The organism is Actinomadura sp. 3N508 (assembly GCF_044326375.1).
Taxonomy (GTDB): domain Bacteria; phylum Actinomycetota; class Actinomycetes; order Streptosporangiales; family Streptosporangiaceae; genus Spirillospora.
Genome location: NZ_JBIRAX010000013.1, coordinates 121,996 through 138,579, shown reverse-complemented (window position 1 = coordinate 138,579; position 16,584 = coordinate 121,996). Strand labels below are relative to the sequence as shown.

Annotated in this window: 15 protein-coding genes; 7 read left to right on the top strand and 8 right to left on the bottom strand. The window is 72.2% G+C overall.

The features are described 5' to 3' along the window. Positions 1 to 4: 4 nt before the first annotated feature. Positions 5 to 1,432 carry an aldehyde dehydrogenase family protein gene (locus ACH34S_RS35855; protein WP_395957342.1) on the top strand — a complete coding sequence of 476 codons (1,428 nt, stop codon included), beginning with the start codon at positions 5 to 7 and terminating at the stop codon, positions 1,430 to 1,432. On the opposite strand, the gene ACH34S_RS35850 is transcribed toward ACH34S_RS35855, so the two are convergent. Both ACH34S_RS35850 and ACH34S_RS35845 read right to left on the bottom strand, forming a co-directional pair. Further along, positions 1,429 to 2,457 carry an alpha/beta hydrolase gene (locus tag ACH34S_RS35850; RefSeq protein WP_395957431.1) on the bottom strand — a complete coding sequence of 343 codons (1,029 nt, stop codon included), beginning with the start codon at positions 2,455 to 2,457 and terminating at the stop codon, positions 1,429 to 1,431. The genes ACH34S_RS35855 and ACH34S_RS35850 overlap by 4 nt on opposite strands. A 1-nt stretch (position 2,458) precedes the next feature. Beyond that, positions 2,459 to 3,901, bottom strand: coding sequence for an MFS transporter (locus ACH34S_RS35845; RefSeq protein WP_395957341.1), 1,443 nt, complete (start codon positions 3,899 to 3,901; stop codon positions 2,459 to 2,461). Positions 3,902 to 4,031: 130 nt separating this feature from the next. On the opposite strand from ACH34S_RS35845, the gene ACH34S_RS35840 reads away from it, so the two are divergent. Beyond that, entirely contained in the window at positions 4,032 to 5,009 is a 978-nt protein-coding gene (locus ACH34S_RS35840) for a sigma-70 family RNA polymerase sigma factor (RefSeq protein ID WP_395957340.1), read from the top strand. A 10-nt stretch (positions 5,010 to 5,019) separates the two neighbouring features. Here ACH34S_RS35840 and ACH34S_RS35835 read toward each other — a convergent pair whose 3' ends face one another. Together ACH34S_RS35835 and ACH34S_RS35830 are read right to left on the bottom strand one after the other, a co-directional pair. Continuing rightward, on the bottom strand, positions 5,020 to 6,273 hold the full coding sequence (locus ACH34S_RS35835) for a cytochrome P450 (RefSeq protein ID WP_395957339.1): 1,254 nt from the start codon (positions 6,271 to 6,273) through the stop codon (positions 5,020 to 5,022). 20 nt (positions 6,274 to 6,293) lie between these two features. Continuing rightward, on the bottom strand, positions 6,294 to 7,637 hold the full coding sequence (locus tag ACH34S_RS35830; protein ID WP_395957338.1) for a glutamine synthetase family protein: 1,344 nt from the start codon (positions 7,635 to 7,637) through the stop codon (positions 6,294 to 6,296). 158 nt (positions 7,638 to 7,795) lie between these two features. Between ACH34S_RS35830 and ACH34S_RS35825 the strand changes: the two genes are divergently transcribed. From ACH34S_RS35825 to ACH34S_RS35815, 3 genes are all read left to right on the top strand, one after another. After that, complete coding sequence (locus ACH34S_RS35825; protein WP_395957337.1) at positions 7,796 to 8,581, top strand: acetoacetate decarboxylase family protein; 786 nt, start codon at positions 7,796 to 7,798, stop codon at positions 8,579 to 8,581. Between the two features lie 105 nt (positions 8,582 to 8,686). Then, positions 8,687 to 9,262: a MarR family winged helix-turn-helix transcriptional regulator gene (locus ACH34S_RS35820; RefSeq protein ID WP_395957336.1), complete on the top strand. Its 576-nt coding sequence runs from the start codon at positions 8,687 to 8,689 to the stop codon at positions 9,260 to 9,262. A 38-nt stretch (positions 9,263 to 9,300) separates the two neighbouring features. After that, positions 9,301 to 10,239 (top strand): TIGR03619 family F420-dependent LLM class oxidoreductase, encoded by a 939-nt coding sequence (locus tag ACH34S_RS35815; RefSeq protein ID WP_395957335.1) that lies wholly within the window; start codon positions 9,301 to 9,303, stop codon positions 10,237 to 10,239. Between the two features lie 44 nt (positions 10,240 to 10,283). On the opposite strand, the gene ACH34S_RS35810 is transcribed toward ACH34S_RS35815, so the two are convergent. From ACH34S_RS35810 to ACH34S_RS35800, 3 genes are read right to left on the bottom strand one after another with little or no spacing between them, the layout of a single operon-like run. Then, a complete protein-coding gene (locus ACH34S_RS35810) occupies positions 10,284 to 11,129 on the bottom strand; it encodes a fumarylacetoacetate hydrolase family protein (protein ID WP_395957334.1) in 846 nt (281 codons plus the stop codon). After that, entirely contained in the window at positions 11,129 to 12,031 is a 903-nt protein-coding gene (locus tag ACH34S_RS35805; RefSeq protein WP_395957333.1) for a 3,4-dihydroxyphenylacetate 2,3-dioxygenase, read from the bottom strand. The genes ACH34S_RS35810 and ACH34S_RS35805 overlap by 1 nt, the downstream gene beginning before the upstream one ends. Then, positions 12,019 to 13,467 carry an aldehyde dehydrogenase gene (locus ACH34S_RS35800; RefSeq protein WP_395957332.1) on the bottom strand — a complete coding sequence of 483 codons (1,449 nt, stop codon included), beginning with the start codon at positions 13,465 to 13,467 and terminating at the stop codon, positions 12,019 to 12,021. The genes ACH34S_RS35805 and ACH34S_RS35800 overlap by 13 nt, the downstream gene beginning before the upstream one ends. 107 nt (positions 13,468 to 13,574) lie before the next feature. On the opposite strand from ACH34S_RS35800, the gene ACH34S_RS35795 reads away from it, so the two are divergent. Next, on the top strand, positions 13,575 to 15,044 hold the full coding sequence (locus tag ACH34S_RS35795) for an aldehyde dehydrogenase family protein (protein WP_395957331.1): 1,470 nt from the start codon (positions 13,575 to 13,577) through the stop codon (positions 15,042 to 15,044). Beyond that, positions 15,041 to 15,724, top strand: coding sequence for a gamma-glutamyl-gamma-aminobutyrate hydrolase family protein (locus ACH34S_RS35790; RefSeq protein ID WP_395957330.1), 684 nt, complete (start codon positions 15,041 to 15,043; stop codon positions 15,722 to 15,724). Before ACH34S_RS35795 ends, ACH34S_RS35790 begins: the two co-directional genes overlap by 4 nt. Here ACH34S_RS35790 and ACH34S_RS35785 read toward each other — a convergent pair. Continuing rightward, positions 15,696 to 16,415, bottom strand: coding sequence for a type 1 glutamine amidotransferase (locus ACH34S_RS35785; RefSeq protein ID WP_395957329.1), 720 nt, complete (start codon positions 16,413 to 16,415; stop codon positions 15,696 to 15,698). The two genes, ACH34S_RS35790 and ACH34S_RS35785, sit on opposite strands and share 29 nt — an antisense overlap. Positions 16,416 to 16,584: the final 169 nt, after the last annotated feature.

Genomic DNA, 16,584 nt, shown 5'->3' with positions numbered 1-16,584 from the left:
AGCCATGAACGTGACCCCATTCTGGCTGGCCGGCCGGCCCGAGACCGGTGACGGTGAGCTGACCGTTACGCATCCCTATGACGGCCGCGTGGTCGGGACGGCGGCCGTCCCGACCCCCGGGCAGGTGGAGGAGGCCGTCGCCGCCGCGCACGCGATCCGCGCGCAGGCCGCCGCGCTGCCCCTGCACGTGCGGGCCGAGGCGCTCGCGCACGTGTCCGCGCGGCTCGCCGAGCGGGCCGAGGAGGTCGCCCGGCTGATCACCGGCGAGAACGGCAAGCCGCTGCTGTGGGCGCGCGGCGAGGTGACCCGCGCGATCTCCACGTTCCGGTTCGCCGCCGAGGAGGCCCGCCGCTTCAGCGCCACCACCCAGCGGCTCGACACCGACCCGGCCGCCGAGGGCCGGCTGGCCTACATCACCCGCGTGCCGAGGGGCCCGGTGCTCGGCATCTCGCCGTTCAACTTCCCGCTGAACCTCGCCGCCCACAAGATCGCCCCGGCGATCGCGGCGGGCACGCCGATCGTCCTCAAGCCCGCCCCGGCGACGCCGCTGTCCGCGCTGCTGCTCGGCGAACTGCTCGCCGAGACCGACCTGCCCGCCGGGATGTTCTCCGTCCTGACGGTCCCGAACGACCGGGCGTCCGCGCTGGTCGACGACCCGCGCCTGCCGATCGTGTCCTTCACCGGATCGGTGCCCGTGGGCTGGGCGATCAACGACCGGGCGCCGCGCAAGCACGTCACGCTCGAACTCGGCGGGAACGGCGCGGCGGTCGTCCTGCCGGACGCCGACCTCGACTGGGCCGCCAAGCGGATCGGCCTGTTCTCCAACTACCAGGCCGGGCAGAGCTGCATCGCCGTCCAGCGCGTCTACGTGGACCGCTCCGTCTACGACGAGTTCCTGCCGAAGCTCGTCGAGACGGTCGGCTCCCTCGTCACCGGCGACCCGTGGGACGACAAGACCCAGGTCGGGCCGCTCGTCAGCGAGGAGGCCGCCGAGCGCGTCGAGTCCTGGGTGGACGAGGCCGTCGCCGCCGGGGCGAAGGTCCTGACCGGCGGCACCCGCGAGGGCGCCGCGTACGCGCCCACGGTCCTGGCGGACGTGCCCGCCGACGCCAAGGTGTCCCGCGAGGAGGTCTTCGGCCCGGTCATGTTCGTCCAGGCCGTGGACGGTGTCGACGACGCGTTCGCGAAGGTCAACGACTCCAAGTTCGGGCTCCAGGCGGGCGTGTTCACCCGCAACCTCGACATCGCGTTCCGCGCGCACCGCGAGCTGGACGTCGGCGGCGTCGTGATCGGCGACGTCCCGTCCTACCGCGCCGACCAGATGCCCTACGGCGGCGTGAAGGACTCCGGTGTCGGCCGCGAGGGCCTGCGCTCCGCGATGGCCGACTACACCGAGGAGAAGGTCATGATCCTCACGGGCCTCCCCCTCTAGCTCCGCCGCCGGGGCCCTGCGCACAATCCCGTGCGCAGGGCCCCGGCCGCTTCGGACAGCGCCTCCTGGAAGCGTCCGCCCAGCGACCACATGTTCACGAAGCCGTGGACGAGGTCGTCCTGCCGCCGCGCCGCGACCGGCACCCCGGCCTCCTCCAGCCGCCGCGCGAACGCCTCGCCCTCGTCCCGCAGCGGGTCGAACCCGGCGGTGACGAGGTAGGTCGCCGGGAATCCGCTCAGATCCTGGGCGAGCAGCGGGGAGGCGGCAGGGTCGGCGCGCCGCTCCTGCGGGCAGTAGTGGTCGCTGAACCAGATCATGTCGGCGTCGGTGAGGTAGAAGCCGTCCGCGAATAGCTCCCGCGACCGCCGCCTGACCGTCATGTCGGTCGCCGGGTAGAACAGCAGCGCGAAGTCGGGCCTGCGCTCGGCGAGCAGGCCGACGACGGCCGCGAGGTTGCCGCCCGCGCTGTCGCCACCGACCGCGACGGCCGCCGGATCGGCGTCCAGCGTCCCGGCGTTCGCCACCGCCCACGTGTAGGCGGCCACCGCGTCCTCGGTCGCCGCCGGATACCGGTGCTCAGGGGCGAGCCGGTAGGCCACCGACAGCACCCGCACGCCGGCGTGCACGGCCAGGTACCGGCACACCGTGTCGTGCGTGTCGAGGTCGCCGATGACCCATCCGCCGCCGTGGTAGAAGACGAGCAGCGGAGACCCCTCCGGCAGCCCCTTCGGCGTGTAGAGGCGCGCTGGGACGCCGCCCGCGTCGACGTCCCGCGTCCGCACCGGACGTGCGGGTACCCGGTCGAGATAGCTCTGCCCGCGCCGGAGACCGCGCCGGGCCTCCTCCACCGTGGGCGCCGACAGGTGCCCGCCCTCCAGCCGCGTCATCCGCAGCAGGAGCTGGGCGTCCAGGTCGAGGCGCTGCCCGTCCAGCCGCACCGGCGCGCCCGCGATCAGCCGCTTGACCGGCCCCGGCAGCCCGAACACCGCGCGGAGCAGGCCCCGTGTGACCGGGGGCGGCACCATGTCACTCAATCGCGGCATATTTCCTCCGGGGGTCGCTGCGGCGCCGCCGATCGTAGCGCCCGGTCCCGGCCGTCCGGAGTGCCCGGTCGGGGCGCGGGATCAGCAGGCCGGCGAGGGCGCCGGCCAGGGACAGCGCGCCGCTCACCGCGATGGCGGGGGCGAAACCGTCGGCGAAGGTCTGCGCGGTGCCGTAGCCGCCCCGGGCCGAGAACACCGCCGCGAGGATCGCCACGCCGAACACGCCGGCGAACTGCCGCACGGTGTTGAAGACGCCGGACGCCTTGCCGATCTCGGGCGGCGCGACGGCGTTGATGATCGAGGTCTGCGCGGCGGGCATCGCCATGCTGACCCCGGCGCCCGCGAGGATCATCGGCGCGATGAGCTGCGTGTAGGCCATCGACGGGGCGGCGACGAGCCCGATCCAGATCATCCCGGCGGCCTGCATGGCCAGCCCGGCGGAGGTGAGCGTCCGGGACCCGACACGGTTCACCAGCGCCCCCGCGACCGGTGCCACCACCGTCACCGTCGCCGTCCACGGGACGAGGTGCAGCCCTGTGGCCAACGGTCCCTTCCCCAGTCCCGCCTGGACGAACTGCGCCAAAAAGAACAGCGAGCCATACAGCGACGCGTACATGAAGAGCCCGGCGGCGTTGGCCGCGGAGAAGCCGCGCGAGCGCAGCAGCCGCATCGGCACCATCGGGTGCGGGACGCGCAGCTCCCAGGCCACGAACGCCGCCAGCAGCACCGTCCCGGCCACCAGCGCGCCGACCACCTCGAACGCGGCCCAGCCCGCGGCGTCCGCGCGGATCAGGCCCCAGACCAGCCCCAGCGCGCCGCCGGTCACCAGCACCACGCCGCCGAGATCGAACGAGGCCCCCGCGCCGTGGCTCTCCGGGACGCGCCGCGACACCAGCGGGATCACGGCCAGGCCGATCGGCACGTTGAGCCAGAAGATCCACTGCCAGGCCAGGCCCTCGGTGACGATCCCGCCGACCACCGGCCCGGCCACGACCGCCAGCCCGGTCAGCCCGGCGAAGATGCCCAGCGCCTTGGCGCGCCGCTCGGGCGGGAAACCGTTGCTGAGCAGCGCCATCGCCAGCGGCATCACCAGCGCCGCCCCGCCGCCCTGGACGGCCCGCGCGGCGATCAGCCAGCCGATCCCGGGGGCCAGCGCGCACGCCGCCGACGCGGCCGTGAACAGTCCGAGCCCGGCGGCGAACATCCGCCTGCGGCCGAGCCGGTCGCCGAGTGCGGCCCCGGTCATCAGCAGTGCGGCGAAGGTCAGGCTGTAGGCGTTCACCGTCCATTCGAGCTGTTCGAGGGTGGCGGACAGGTCCTGCCGGATGCTGGTCAGCGCGGTCGCGACCACCGTCGCGTCCAGCGCCACCATCAGCGACGCCGTCGCGGTCAGGCCGAGCAGCCAGCCGTTTGTCCTCTGCGCCATGCGCGCTCCTCCGGATTCTCGGGTGTTTCACCGGTCGCCTGTACAAACCGGCGGGAACGCGAGAATCAGCGGAGGGAACCCGACGACTTCGGGTGCCGTCGCCGGTCAGTACATGGGGAGGTACGTCCTGATGAAGACCGATGAGAGAGGGGCCGAGGAGTTCGCCCGGCTGACCGACCCTTTCCGGCGCGAACTGCTGGCCTACTGCTACCGCATGCTCGGTTCCGTCCACGACGCCGAAGACCTGGTGCAGGACATCTACCTGCGCGCGTGGCGCTCCTACGACGCGTTCGACGGCCGGGCGTCGCTGCGGACGTGGCTGTACCGGATCGCGACCAACACGTGCCTGAACGCGTTGCAGCACAGCAGCCGGCGGGTGATGCCGTCCGGGCTCGCCGCACCGGCGGACGATCCGCCGCCGCCCGGCAACTTCGCCCCCGAGGTGACCTGGCTGGAGCCGTTCGCCGGGCGGCTGACCGGCCGCGTCCCGGACGACCCGGCGGCGATCGTCGCGTCGCGGGCCGGGCTGCGGCTGGCGCTGATCGCCGCGCTGCAGTACCTGCCGGGCCGCCAGCGGGCCGTGGTGATCCTGCGCGACGTGCTGGCCTGGCCCGCCGCCGACGTCGCCGAGCTGCTCGGCATGACCGGCGCGGGGGTGAACAGCACGCTGCTGCGCGCCCGCGCCCGGCTGGCGCGGCTCGTCCCGGCCAGCGACGAGATCACCGAGCCGGACGACCCGGCCCGGCGCGAGCTCCTCGACCGGTTCGCCAAGGCCTTCGAGGCGGCCGACATCCCGACGATCACCCGGCTGCTGACCGAGCAGGCGGTCTGGGAGATGCCGCCCGTCCCGCAGTGGTTCGCCGGACGGGACGCCGTCGCCCGCCTGCTCGGCGTGCGGCTGTCAACCGTTCCCGGCAGCATCCGGCTGATCCCCACCGCCGCGAACGGCCAGCCCGCCTTCGCGATGTATTTGCGGCGTGATGACGGCGTCCTGCGCGCGCACTCCATCCAGGTGCTCGCAGTGTCCCGCTCAGGCATCACCCACGTTTCGAGCTTCATCGACCAGGAGTTGTTCGCCTATTTCGAGCTGCCCCTCGTGCTCCCGTGAGGGGGTTCGGTCAGGCGAGGGTGATGGTCACCGGCATCTGTTTTATGCCGTTGACGAAGTTGGAGCGGACGCGGGTCACGTCGCCGGCCAGGCGGATGTCGGAGAGGCGGGGCAGCAGTTCCTCGAACATGATGCGCATTTCCAGGCGGGCCAGGGCTGCGCCCAGGCAGTAGTGCGGGCCGCCCTTGCCGAAGGAGATGTGGTCGTTCGGGCTGCGGGTGATGTCGAAGCGGTGCGGGTCGGTGAAGACCGCCTCGTCGCGGTTGCCGGACGCGAACCACAGGACGACCTTGTCGCCCGCGGCGATCGGCGTCCCGTTCACCTCGGTGTCGCGGGTCGCGGTGCGGCGGAAGTGGTAGACGGGCGAGGCCCAGCGCAGGAACTCCTCGACGGCCGTGGGCATCAGGTCCGGCTCGGCGCGTAGGCGTTCGGCCTGGTCGGGGTGGTCGATCAGGGCGCGCATGGCGTGGGTGATGGCGTGCCGGGTCGTCTCGTTCCCGGCGACGACGAGCAGCAGGAAGTAGTTGTCGAAGTCGCGGGCGGAGAGGGGCTCGCCGTCCACGGGCGTCTGGTTGACGAGGCGGCTGATCAGGTCGGTGCCCGCGCCGCCGCGGCGGCGGGCGGCGAGCTCGCGGCCGTACTCGAAGACCTCCAGCGACGCGGGGCTGCGGAATGGCAGGTCGCGGTACCGCTCGCTCTCCGCGCTGTTCAGCAGGACGTCGGCGTACTCGGGGTCGGTGTTGGCGATGATCCGGTTGCCCCAGTCGATGAGGCGGCGGGTGTCGCCGTCGGGGACGTCCAGCATGCGGGCCAGCACGTTGATCGGGAAGTCGGCGGCGATGTCGGCGACGAAGTCGAACGTGCTGCCCGCGAGCGCGGCGTCGAGGGTGCGGGCGGTGAGGCCGCGCAGGAACATGGCGTAGCCGGCGACGGCGCGGGGCGTGAACTCGCGCGACAGCAGGCGGCGCATCGCGAGGTGCCGGGGGCCGTCCATCTCCAGCATGGAGCGGCGGATCTCGGCCTGCCGCTCGTCCACCTCTTCGAGGTTGACGAACTTCTCGGACGTGAACGTCGTCGAGTCGCGGTCGGCGGCGACGATGTCGGCGTGCCGGGTGAGGGACCAGAAGCCGCTGCCGCCGTCGGGTTCGGGGTTCCAGTGGACGGGCTCGGTCCGGCGCAACGTCTCGAACATCCGCCACGGGGTCGCGTCGTCCATGAAGTTGTCGAGGTCGGCGAGGTCGACGGCCAGGGTCTCGTTCGGCAACGGGCCTCCTTACGAGGGGCTCAGAGGTGGTACGCGTATTCGCGGAACTCCCAGTCGGTGACGTGGCGGCGGAAGCGCGCGACCTCGTCCCGCTTGTAGGTGAGGAAGGCGGTGACGAACTGCTCGCCGAGCACGTCCTTGAGGGCCTCGTCGGCGGCGAGGGCGTCGAGCGCGGCGGACAGGTCGCCGGGCAGGACGGGGGACTTGGCGGCGTCGTAGCCGTAGCCCTCCAGGGGCGGCGGGGCGGACGCCTTGTCGCGGACGCCCAGGTAGACGGCGGCGATCAGGCCCGCGATCCCCAGGTAGGGGTTGGCGCTGGCGTCCCCGAGCCGCACTTCGAGCCGGGCCGCCGCGCCGCGCTCCGGCGGGATCCGGACCATGGCGCTGCGGTTGTCCAGGCCCCAGTCGATCAGCCACGGGGCGAGGCTGTCGGGCCCGAACCGCTTGTAGGAGTTGATGGTCGGGTTGAGCAGGGCGGCGAGGGCGGGCGCGTGCTCCAGGATCCCGGCGATGGCGTGGTGGGCGGTCTCGGACAGGCCGTCGTCGCCGTCGGGGCCGTCGAAGACGTTGCGGCCTTCGGCGTCCTGGCAGGACAGGTGGACGTGGAAGCCGGAGCCGTCCTGGTCGTTGAACGGCTTGGCCATGAACGTGGCCATCCGCCCCTCGCTCCGCGCGATCTCCTGGACCGACGACTTGAACCGGAACGCCCGGTCGGCGGCGTCGAGCGCGGCGGAGTGGTCGATGTTGATCTCGAACTGGCCGCCGCCGAACTCGTGGTTGCCCATGGTGACGCCGAGGCCGAGGTCGCGCAGGTGCCGCAGGACGCGCAGGACGTGCCCGTCCGGGTCGCCCTTGCGCCCGGAGGTGTAGACGTTGCCGGGCGCGTCGGCGTAGCGGCGCCAGCCGGCGGGCGAGGACGGGTCGGGCTCGCAGAGGTAGTACTCGAACTCGGGCCCGGCGACGGCGTGCATGCCGAGCTCGCCCAGCTTGGCGATGGCGCGGCGCAGCACCTCGCGGGGCCCTTCGGGGCAGAGGTCCTCGCTCGCGGGCTCGTAGGCCTCGCCCAGGCAGGACGCGACGCCGTCCTCCCACGGGATCTTCGCCAGCGTCGACAGGTCGGGGCGGACGCAGATGTCGGGGAGCCCGGCGTCCATGCCGCCGGGAACCTCGACGGTCTCGCCGCCGGGGGTCGTGTGGTAGACGGCCCGGCAGAACGACAGCCCGTGGTCGACGACGGCCGGCAGCCGCTCGACGAGCACGTCACGGGCGCGTTCGATGCCGATCAGGTCGGGGTAGGACACCCGGACCACGTCGATCCCGTCGGCGGCCAGTTCCCTCACCACGTCCTCGACCGGTCGGCTCACGCGCACTCCCTCAAGTCATTTGGGTTCAAACCATATGGTGGACGGGCACTCCTGACAACACTTCACGGGAGAACGTGCTGATCACCAGGGTCCCGGGTGGCGATTATGCCTGGAAGGCACTATCGTACGGGCCCAAACAATCTGCCGGGAGGAACGTGGTGGCGACCGTCCAAGGCTTCCTGCACCCCAAGACCGCGACGGGCCGCTCGTCGCTGATCCCGAGCCCGCCGTGGCACTACTCCGGCGACCTGCTCACCGTCGAGTACCGCACGGACCCCGCGCGCGTCGCCGAACTGCTCCCCGAGCCGCTCGCCCCCGCCGCCGACGACCCCGGCGCGGTCGCGATCATCTGGGCCGACTGGCAGTCGTGCTCGGAGTCGGGCGAGGAGCTGCTCGACCCGGTCCGCGCGCAGTACAAGGAGTGCTTCGTCGTCGTCCGCTGCTCCTTCGAGGGGCGGACGTACTCCCGCTGCGTCTACATCTGGGTCGACAAGGACTTCGCCATCGCCCGCGGGCTGCACCAGGGCTATCCGAAGAAGCTGGGCTCCATCCACCAGACGCGTCCGCACCCGTACGGCCCCGCGCCGCGCCTGGGCGCCGGGAGCCGGTTCGGTGCCACGCTGGCCGCCGCCGACCGCCGCCTCGCGGAGGCCGTGGTGACGTTGCGGGAGCCGTCGGAGACGAACGGCTTCGTCAACGGCCACCCCATGGCGCACCACCGCTACCTGCCGTCCGTCGAGAACGGGCGGGGCCCGGCGCTGGACGAGCTGATCGAGTCCGGCGCGGCCGGCTTCGAGGCGGGCCAGGCGTGGCGGGGCGAGGCCGACCTGCGCCTGTTCGACGCCCCCACCGAGGAGCTCTCGCTGCTGACGATCGAGGAGCCCATCGCCGCCTACTACCGTCAGGTCGGCGTCATCTGGAACGGCGGCCGCCGCCTCGCCTGACCGCTCCGCCCGCTCCTGCCGGGTCGGACCAGGCCCGGCAAGGGTAGATTCGCCTTCCGGCCCCGTGACAGGGTCGTCAGCGCAGGGCCCCTTGGAGGACGCACCGTGACCGGGCACCACACACTGCAAGAGACCGAGCAGGCCATCCAGCGGCGGCTCGGCGACGTCCCGCTGCGGCACGACGCGATGATGGCGGTCTCCAACATCTACCGGGCGGCCGCCGCGATCCGGCAGCACTTCGAGAGCTCGGTCCTGCGCGGCGCCGACCTGACGTGGACCGCGTTCGTCGTCCTGTGGGTCGTGTGGATCTGGGACGAGATGGAGACGCGCCACGTCGCCGAGGAGGCGGGCATCTCCAAGGGGACGCTCACCGGGGTCGTCAAGACGCTGGAGGGGCGCGGCCTGATCGAGCGCGGCTCGCACGCCACGGACGGCCGCCTCGTCCTGCTGCGCCTGACCGTCAAGGGGCAGGAGCTGATGCGGGCGCTGTTCCCGGCGTTCAACGCCGAGGAGGCGTTCGTGGTGGACCGGCTGAGCGCCGACGACAACCGCGGCCTCGCGCAGACGCTCCGGTCGATCATCGAGCATCTGGAGGAGGAGGGCGACGAGCGGCGCGCCTCGCTGCGGGCCGAGTCGCCCCCGCCGCCGCGCCGCTCCGGCCGCCGCGCCTCCCGCGCCTGACCCTTGCCGCGCTTCGTTTGGGCCCATACGATATCGGGATGACACCACCGCCCCGCTTCGTGCTCGTGCTCAGCGAGAACTGGACGCTCACCACCGGCCGCGACCTGCCCACCCTCGTCCGGTGGGCGCGCGAGGCCGAGGACGCCGGCTTCGACGCCGTCATGGTCAGCGAGCACATCGTGCTCGGCCCGGACGCGGGCGCCAAGGGCGTGATGGGCAACCCGCGCGACTACGCCTACCCCGGCAACCAGGACCCGTTCACCCCCTGGCCCGGCTCGCTGATGCTGCTCGGCGCGATCGCGTCCGTGACGACGCGGATCAGGCTGGCGGCGGCGGCCGTCCTCGCCCCGCTGCGGCACCCCCTCGCGCTGGCCCGCGACATCGGCACGCTCGACCTGCTGTCGGAGGGGCGGCTCGTCGTCCAGCCGACCGTGAGCTGGAGCCGGGACGAGTACGCGGCGCTCGGCGTCCCGTTCGGCAAGCGCGGCGCGATCCTGGACGAGCAGCTGAAGATCTGGGACCTGCTGTGGCGCGGCTCCCCCGTCTCCTACGGCGGCACGCACTTCTCCTTCGAGGACGTCTACTTCGAGCCCCGCGCGTACCGTCCGGACGGGCCGCGCATGTGGTTCGGCGGGCAGCACCTCCACGACAGGCTGCTCGACCGGCTCGTGAAGTACGGGCACGGCTTCCACCCGCTGGGACGTCCCACGCCGGAGGAGACCGACCGGCTCGCCGCCGCGATGGCCGCCGCCGGCCGCGACGCCGCCGACCTGGAGATGATCGGCGGCTGCCGTCCCGTGTTCCCCGACGACGACTCCGTGTCGCCGCTCGAACCGGCGCTGGAGACCATCCCGTCGCAGCTGGAGCAGGGGTTCACGACGTTCTGCATCAAGCCGTCCCAGTTCACCGACGACCCGGACGGCGTCGGAGCGTTCTGCCGCGAGGTCGTCCGCCGCACCGAGACCCTGGTGTCCTGACCGCCGTCTGCGCGGGCCTCCCCGCCCGCGCAGACGCCCGAGGGTCAGCGGCGCGGGGCGCGGATGCCGCGGAACTCCCAGTCGCCGCCGAACGTCGTGGAGATGACCTCCTCCGACTCGGTGGGCTGGGCGCCGCAGTCGTCCCGGATCGGCACCGGGCCCGCGACGATGTGGTTGCGGAGCCGTCCGAGCCCCTCCGCCTCGACCTCCACGACGTCGCCCGGCTGGACGGGACGCGAGTTCGCCGGCGTCCCCGACAGCAGCACGTCACCGGGGTAGAGCGTGATGGTGCGGGCGATGTCGGCGACGAGGTAGTGCATGTCCCACTCCATCTCGTCGGTGCTGCCGTCCTGCACCAGCTCGCCGTTCACGTACGTCCGCAGGTACTTGCCGTGGAAGTCCCAGTCGGTGACGAGGCCGGGGCCCAGCGGGCAGAGGGTGTCGGAGCCCTTCACCCGGAGCATCGACCCCGCATCGGTGTCGCGGAAGTCGTGCAGGCCGTAGTCGTTGGCGACCGTGTAGCCCGCGATGTAGTCGCCCGCCTCCTTCGGGGAGACGTTCCGGGCCGTCCGCCCGATGACGATCGCGATCTCGCCCTCGTAGTTGAGGTACTTGCACCGCTCCGGCCGGACGACCGCGCCGCCGTGCGCGTTCAGCGCCGAGATCGGCTTGTGGAAGTACGTGGGAGCGGGCGGGAGCGTGGTCTGGAACTCCTCGACGCGGCTGCGGTGGTTGAGGTGCACCGCGACGACCTTGGACGGCTCGCACGGCGGCAGGTGGACGGCCTCACCGGCCCGCACCCGGCGGCCGTCCGCGCTGACGAGGTCGTCGCCGTCCCTGATGACCTGGGTGGCGGCGCCGTCGAGCAAGATCCGCCGGTATTCGGGCATTACGCGGTCCATCCGTTCTCAGGGCGGTCGAACCAGATGTGCACCTGGCCCGTCCCGACGGAGTTCTCGTACTCGCTGTAGAGGCGTCCAGGGGCCGTGCAGGCGTGCTCGCCCAGGGCGCCGATCATCATGAGGTAGTGGCCGAAGCGGGCCTCCGGCTTGAAGGTCAGGAACTCCGGCATGGTGTCGAGCACCCGGCCATGGTCGCCCGCGCGGAGCCAGGCGATGCGCTCCTCGTCGGCGGCCCGCGCCGCGGGCGTGAAGATGTGCTCGGGCCCGGACGCCTCGTGGTCGCGGATCACCCGCAGCGGCCAGAACGTGTGCGACAGCGCGCCGGACGCGATCAGCAGCACGCGCCGGTCGGTGGCCGCGATGGCGTCGCCGAGGGCACGGCCGAGGCGCAGGAAGTCCTCGGTGTCGGCGGTCTGGCACACGCCGATCGACATCCACCGCTTCCCGGGGTCACCGAGGTACGGATCATCGGGCACGCCGAGGTGCGTCCACAGGTTGACGGTGGCGTAGTAGATCGGCAGGTACGGGTCGTCGATCGGGGTGATCCACGTGCCGTGCTTGCCGGCGTAGCGCGCCACCGCATGGGCCAGTTCGGGGTCGCCGGGGAAGTCGTACGGCATCCGGCACATGCCGCGCGGCAGCTCCTCGGACGTGTACAGCCCCGCCCTGCGCTCGTGCGCGGTCGTGACGAACTCGACCGTCGTCGCCCAGTGCGAATCCAGGACGACGACGGTGTCGTAGTCGTCCTTCTCGAAGACGTCCTTGCGCAGCCTGTGCAGGCCGGGGACGAGCGTGGTGTCCTCGCCGTTGTTCAGCTCGCGCCGCGTGACCTCGGGCAGGACGATCGTGGGAACGTGCGCGAGGAGTCCCGCGCCGACTATCTCGCCCATGGGGCCGTCACCGTGTTCTTTAGGTCGCAGTAGAAATCGAAACTCCAGTCGCCGCCCTCGCGGCCGACCCCGGACTGCCGGGACCCGCCGAAGGGGGCCTTCAGGTCGCGGACGAAGAAGCAGTTCACCCAGACCGTCCCGGCCACGAGCCGCTCCGTCACGCGCCGCGCGCGCTCTGGGTCGCCGGTGGCGAGCGTGGCGCCGAGCCCGAACCGGGTGCCGTTGGCCATGGCGATGGCCTGCTCTTCTGTGTCGAACGTCTGAAGCGTGAGGACGGGCCCGAACACCTCTTCCGTGAGGATCTCAGCCCCTTCCTGAGCGTCCGCGAAGAGGGTCGGCCGGTAGTAGAGACCGCCCAGCTCCTCGTTCGGGCCGCCGCCGATGAGCGCGCGCGCCCCCGCCTCCTTGGCCCGCTGGACGAAGCCGTCCACGCGTTCCAGATGGCGGCGATGGATCTGCGGCCCGATGTCGGTGCCCTCGTCGCGCGGGTCGCCCTGCTTGATCCGCGCGGCCTTCTCCAGGAAGCGCGCGGTGAACTCGTCCGCGATGGACGACTCGACCAGCAGCCGGGTCGCCGCCAGGCAGACCTGCCCGGCGTTGTCGTACTGCTCGACCGCCAGATCGACCGCGAGATCGAGGTCGGCGTCGGCGAACACGAGCAGCGGCGACTTGCCGCCCAGCTCCAGCGACAGCGGCGTCAGGTTGGGCGCCGCCGCGGCCGCGATCGTCCGGGCCGTGGGAACCGACCCGGTGAAGCTGATCCGGTTGACGTCGGGATGGGCGGTCAGCGGCCCGCCGACCTCCGCGCCGTATCCCTGGACGACGTTGAACACGCCGTCCGGCAGCCCGGCCTCGGCGGTGATGTCGGCCAGCAGCGACGCGGTGAGCGGCGTCCACTCGGCGGGCTTGAGCACCACGGTGTTCCCGGCCGCCAGCGCGGGCGCGATCTTCCACGTGGCGAGCATCAGCGGAGCGTTCCACGGGGTGATGAGCGCCGCGACGCCCGCCGGATCCCAGCTCACGTGGTTGGTGTGGCCCCGGGTCTCGAAGTCCTCGTGGCCGAGTTTCAGCAGCCAGTCGGCGAAGAACCGGAAGTTGTGCGCGACCCGGGGCATCACCCCGCGCCGGTGGGAGCGGATCAGCGCGCCGTTGTCGGCCGTCTCGACCTGGGCGAGCTCCTCGATCCGCTTCTCGACGCCGTCGGCGATGGCGTGCAGCAGCCGCGCCCGCTCCTCCCGGCTCGTCCTGGCCCAGGCGGGGAAGGCCCGGCGCGCGGCGCCGACGGCGGCGTCCGCCTCCGCCGCCCCGCCCCGGGCGATCTCCGCGATCGGCCGCTCGTCGATCGGCGAGACACTGGTGAAGGACTCGGGGGAGCCGGTGCGCTCGCCGCCGATCCAGTGTCCGGGCTCGACGGTGACGCCCGCGACGGTTGCCATCGCTCCACCTCCATTTTGTTTGGTCCCAAATAATCTAGGAACCCGGATGGCGGCGGTCAAGCCGCCGGGGTTACTGTTCGGGTGCAAACGACTCTAGAGGAGGGTTCGTGACCGACGTCCCGTACGAGGAATGGCGGGCCCGTGCCGCCGGGCTCGTCCCGCACACCGGCCACCACATCGACGGCGAGTTCACCGGCACGGCCTCGACCCCCGTCGTCTCGCCCCGCGACGGCAAGACGATCGCCCGCATCGCCTCCGCCGGGCAGCCGGAGGTGGACGCCGCCGTCGCCGCGGCCCGCCGCGCGTTCGACACCGGCCCCTGGCCGCGCCTCGCACCCGCCGAGCGCAAGGCGGCCCTGCTGCGCTGGGCCGGCCTGATCGAACGCGACCGCTCGACGATCGCCCTCCTGATCAGCCTGGAGATGGGCAAGCCGATCAGCGAGTCCTACGGCATCGAGCTGCGCGCCGTGATCAACTGCATCCGCTGGTACGCCGAGGCCGCCGACAAGCAGCTGGACGAGTCGCCCCGCACGGGCGGCTCCTCCCTGGCCCTGGTCACCCGCGAACCCGTCGGCGTGGTCGCGGCCGTCGTGCCATGGAATTTCCCGCTCACCATGGCCGCCTGGAAGATCGCCCCGGCGCTCGCGTCCGGCTGCACGGCCGTCCTCAAACCGGCCGAGGAGTCCCCGCTCTCCGCCCTGCACCTGGCCGCGCTCGCCACCGAGGCGGGGCTGCCGCCCGGCGTGTTCAACGTCGTCAACGGCCCCGGCGAGGTCGCCGGGCGGGCGCTGGGCGAGCACCCGTCCGTGGACGTCCTCGCCTTCACCGGCTCCACCGACGTCGGACGGCACTTCCTGCGCTACGCCGCCGACTCCAACCTCAAGCGCGTCTGGCTGGAGCTGGGCGGCAAGTCCCCCAACATCATCCTCCCGGACGCCCCCGACCTGGACGCCGCCGCCGACACCGCCGCCTGGGGCATCTTCTTCAACGCGGGCGAGATGTGCACGGCCCCGTCGCGGCTCCTCGTGCACCGCTCGATCGCCTCCCGGGTGGTCGACCGCGTCGTCGCCCGCGCCGAGGCGCTCCGCACGGGCGACCCGCTGGACCCGTCCACCGAGATGGGCCCGCTGGTCTCGCTCGCCCACCACGCCCGCGTCATGTCGCACATCCAGGCGGCGAAGTCGGACGGCGCCCGCCTGCGCACCGGCGCCACGGCGGACGGCCGCTACATCGCCCCCACGGTGTTCGACCAGGTCAAGCCGGACATGCGGCTCGCCCGCGAGGAGGTCTTCGGGCCCGTCCTGGCGGTCCTGGAGTTCGACACCCTGGACGAGGCGATCACCCTCGCCAACGACACCGACTACGGCCTGGCCGCCGCCGTCTGGACGTCCGACCTGTCCACCGCGCACCGGGTCTCCCGCTCCCTCCGCGCCGGGACGGTCTGGGTCAACTGCTACGAGGAGGGCGACATGAGCGTCCCGTTCGGCGGCGTCAAGCAGTCGGGCCACGGCCGCGACAAGTCGCTGCACGCCCTCGACAAGTACACCGACCTCAAGACCACGTGGATCGAGTTGTGACCCGTCCCCTCATCGCCCTTCCGGCCCGCTTCTCCACGTCCGCCTCGGCCCTCCGCTACAGGGCCGAGGTCGCCGCCCGCGCCCTCGTCGAGGCGGTGTACCGGGCGGGCGGCGAGCCGTTCATCATGCACCCGGCGGACCCGTACGAACCGTCCCGCCTGACCCGCTGCGACGGGCTCCTCCTGCCGGGCGGCGGCGACATCCACCCCCGGCACTACGGCGCGGACACCGAACACGAGTCCCTCTACGACGTGGACGACGAACAGGACGCCTTCGACCTGGCCCTGGCCACCCACGCCCTGGAAGCGGGCATCCCCACCCTGGCCATCTGCCGCGGCTTCCAGATCGTGAACACGGTCCTGGGCGGCAGCCTCACCCAGCACATGCCTGAAGACCACCGCCACAAGCTCCACCCCGTGAGCGTGAAGGCGGGCACGCTCCTGGCGAAGTCCCTGGGCGGCGAGGAGACGACCGCATCCTGCTACCACCACCAGGCGACGGCGACGCTGGCTCCGTCCCTGACTCCCACGGCCCACGCCGCCGACGGCACCCTTGAGGCCGCCGAGATGGCGAACCCCGGCCCGTGGTTCCTGGCCGTCCAATGGCATCCCGAGGACACGGCCGCCACCGACCCCGCTCAGCAGGCCCTGTTCAACGCCCTGGTTCGAGCTTCCGGGTAGCGACCCGGTCCAGGAAGGCGTCGACGAGGGCGTGGGTCCGCCGGGCCGCCTCTGCCTCCGTCCGCTCGACCTCCGCCATGACGGCGTCCGGGTCGATGCCCCGCTCGCGAAGGTGCCGGGCGGCGCCGTGCGCCAGCCATTGGCCGAACTGCGCGGCCGTGATCTCGGGATGGAACTGCAGGCCCATCGACCGTCCCACCACGAACGCCTGCGAGCAGACGGCGCTCCGCGCGATCTCGACGGCACCGGGCGGCAGCACGAACCGGTCGAAGTGGAACTGGAACCAGGGCCCGGTCCCGACCAGCCCGGGATCATCGGTCTCGACCGCGACCCACCCCATCTCCGGCCGCGGGGCCTGCTCCACCCGCCCGCCGAGCGCCGCCGCGAGCGCCTGCCCGCCAAAGCAGACTCCGAGCACCGGCACTCCCTGCTCCTGCGCCGACGCGAGCATCCGCAGCTCTGGCTGGACCCAGGAACCGACGACGGAGTCGTTCACCGACCAGGGCGCTCCCATGGGGACCAGAAGATCCCACTGCCCCGGGTCAGGGAACTCGAACGTCACACCCGGCGTACGGTGCCGCTCCTCGGGCACCACCACCATCTCGGTGACGTCGAATCCCCGCTCGGTGAGCCGCTCCCCCACCGGCCCGGGCGGCGATACATGATCATGCTGCACGACGAGCGCCCGCACAGAACCTCCTTACGACTCCCCAAATCGTAAGCCCCCAAACGACCTGTTCACCACCATCCGTATACCCGGCCATGGGTGGCTGAACGTGGCCGGTCATCCAGGTGACGGTCATGCGACGGGTGGTCGTTACATGACATGCTGTCACCGGCATTTAGGGCCAGCCAATCCG

Bases quoted from the DNA above. Each gene is read 5' to 3' on its own strand.
- ACH34S_RS35855 (WP_395957342.1), top strand. From the start codon at position 5: ATGAACGTGACCCCATTCTGGCTGGCCGGCCGGCCCGAGACCGGTGAC.
- ACH34S_RS35850 (WP_395957431.1), bottom strand. From the start codon at position 2,457: ATGGTGCCGCCCCCGGTCACACGGGGCCTGCTCCGCGCGGTGTTCGGG.
- ACH34S_RS35845 (WP_395957341.1), bottom strand. From the start codon at position 3,901: ATGGCGCAGAGGACAAACGGCTGGCTGCTCGGCCTGACCGCGACGGCG.
- ACH34S_RS35840 (WP_395957340.1), top strand. From the start codon at position 4,032: ATGAAGACCGATGAGAGAGGGGCCGAGGAGTTCGCCCGGCTGACCGAC.
- ACH34S_RS35815 (WP_395957335.1), top strand. From the start codon at position 9,301: ATGACACCACCGCCCCGCTTCGTGCTCGTGCTCAGCGAGAACTGGACG.
- ACH34S_RS35810 (WP_395957334.1), bottom strand. From the start codon at position 11,129: ATGCCCGAATACCGGCGGATCTTGCTCGACGGCGCCGCCACCCAGGTC.
- ACH34S_RS35805 (WP_395957333.1), bottom strand. From the start codon at position 12,031: ATGGGCGAGATAGTCGGCGCGGGACTCCTCGCGCACGTTCCCACGATC.
- ACH34S_RS35800 (WP_395957332.1), bottom strand. From the start codon at position 13,467: ATGGCAACCGTCGCGGGCGTCACCGTCGAGCCCGGACACTGGATCGGC.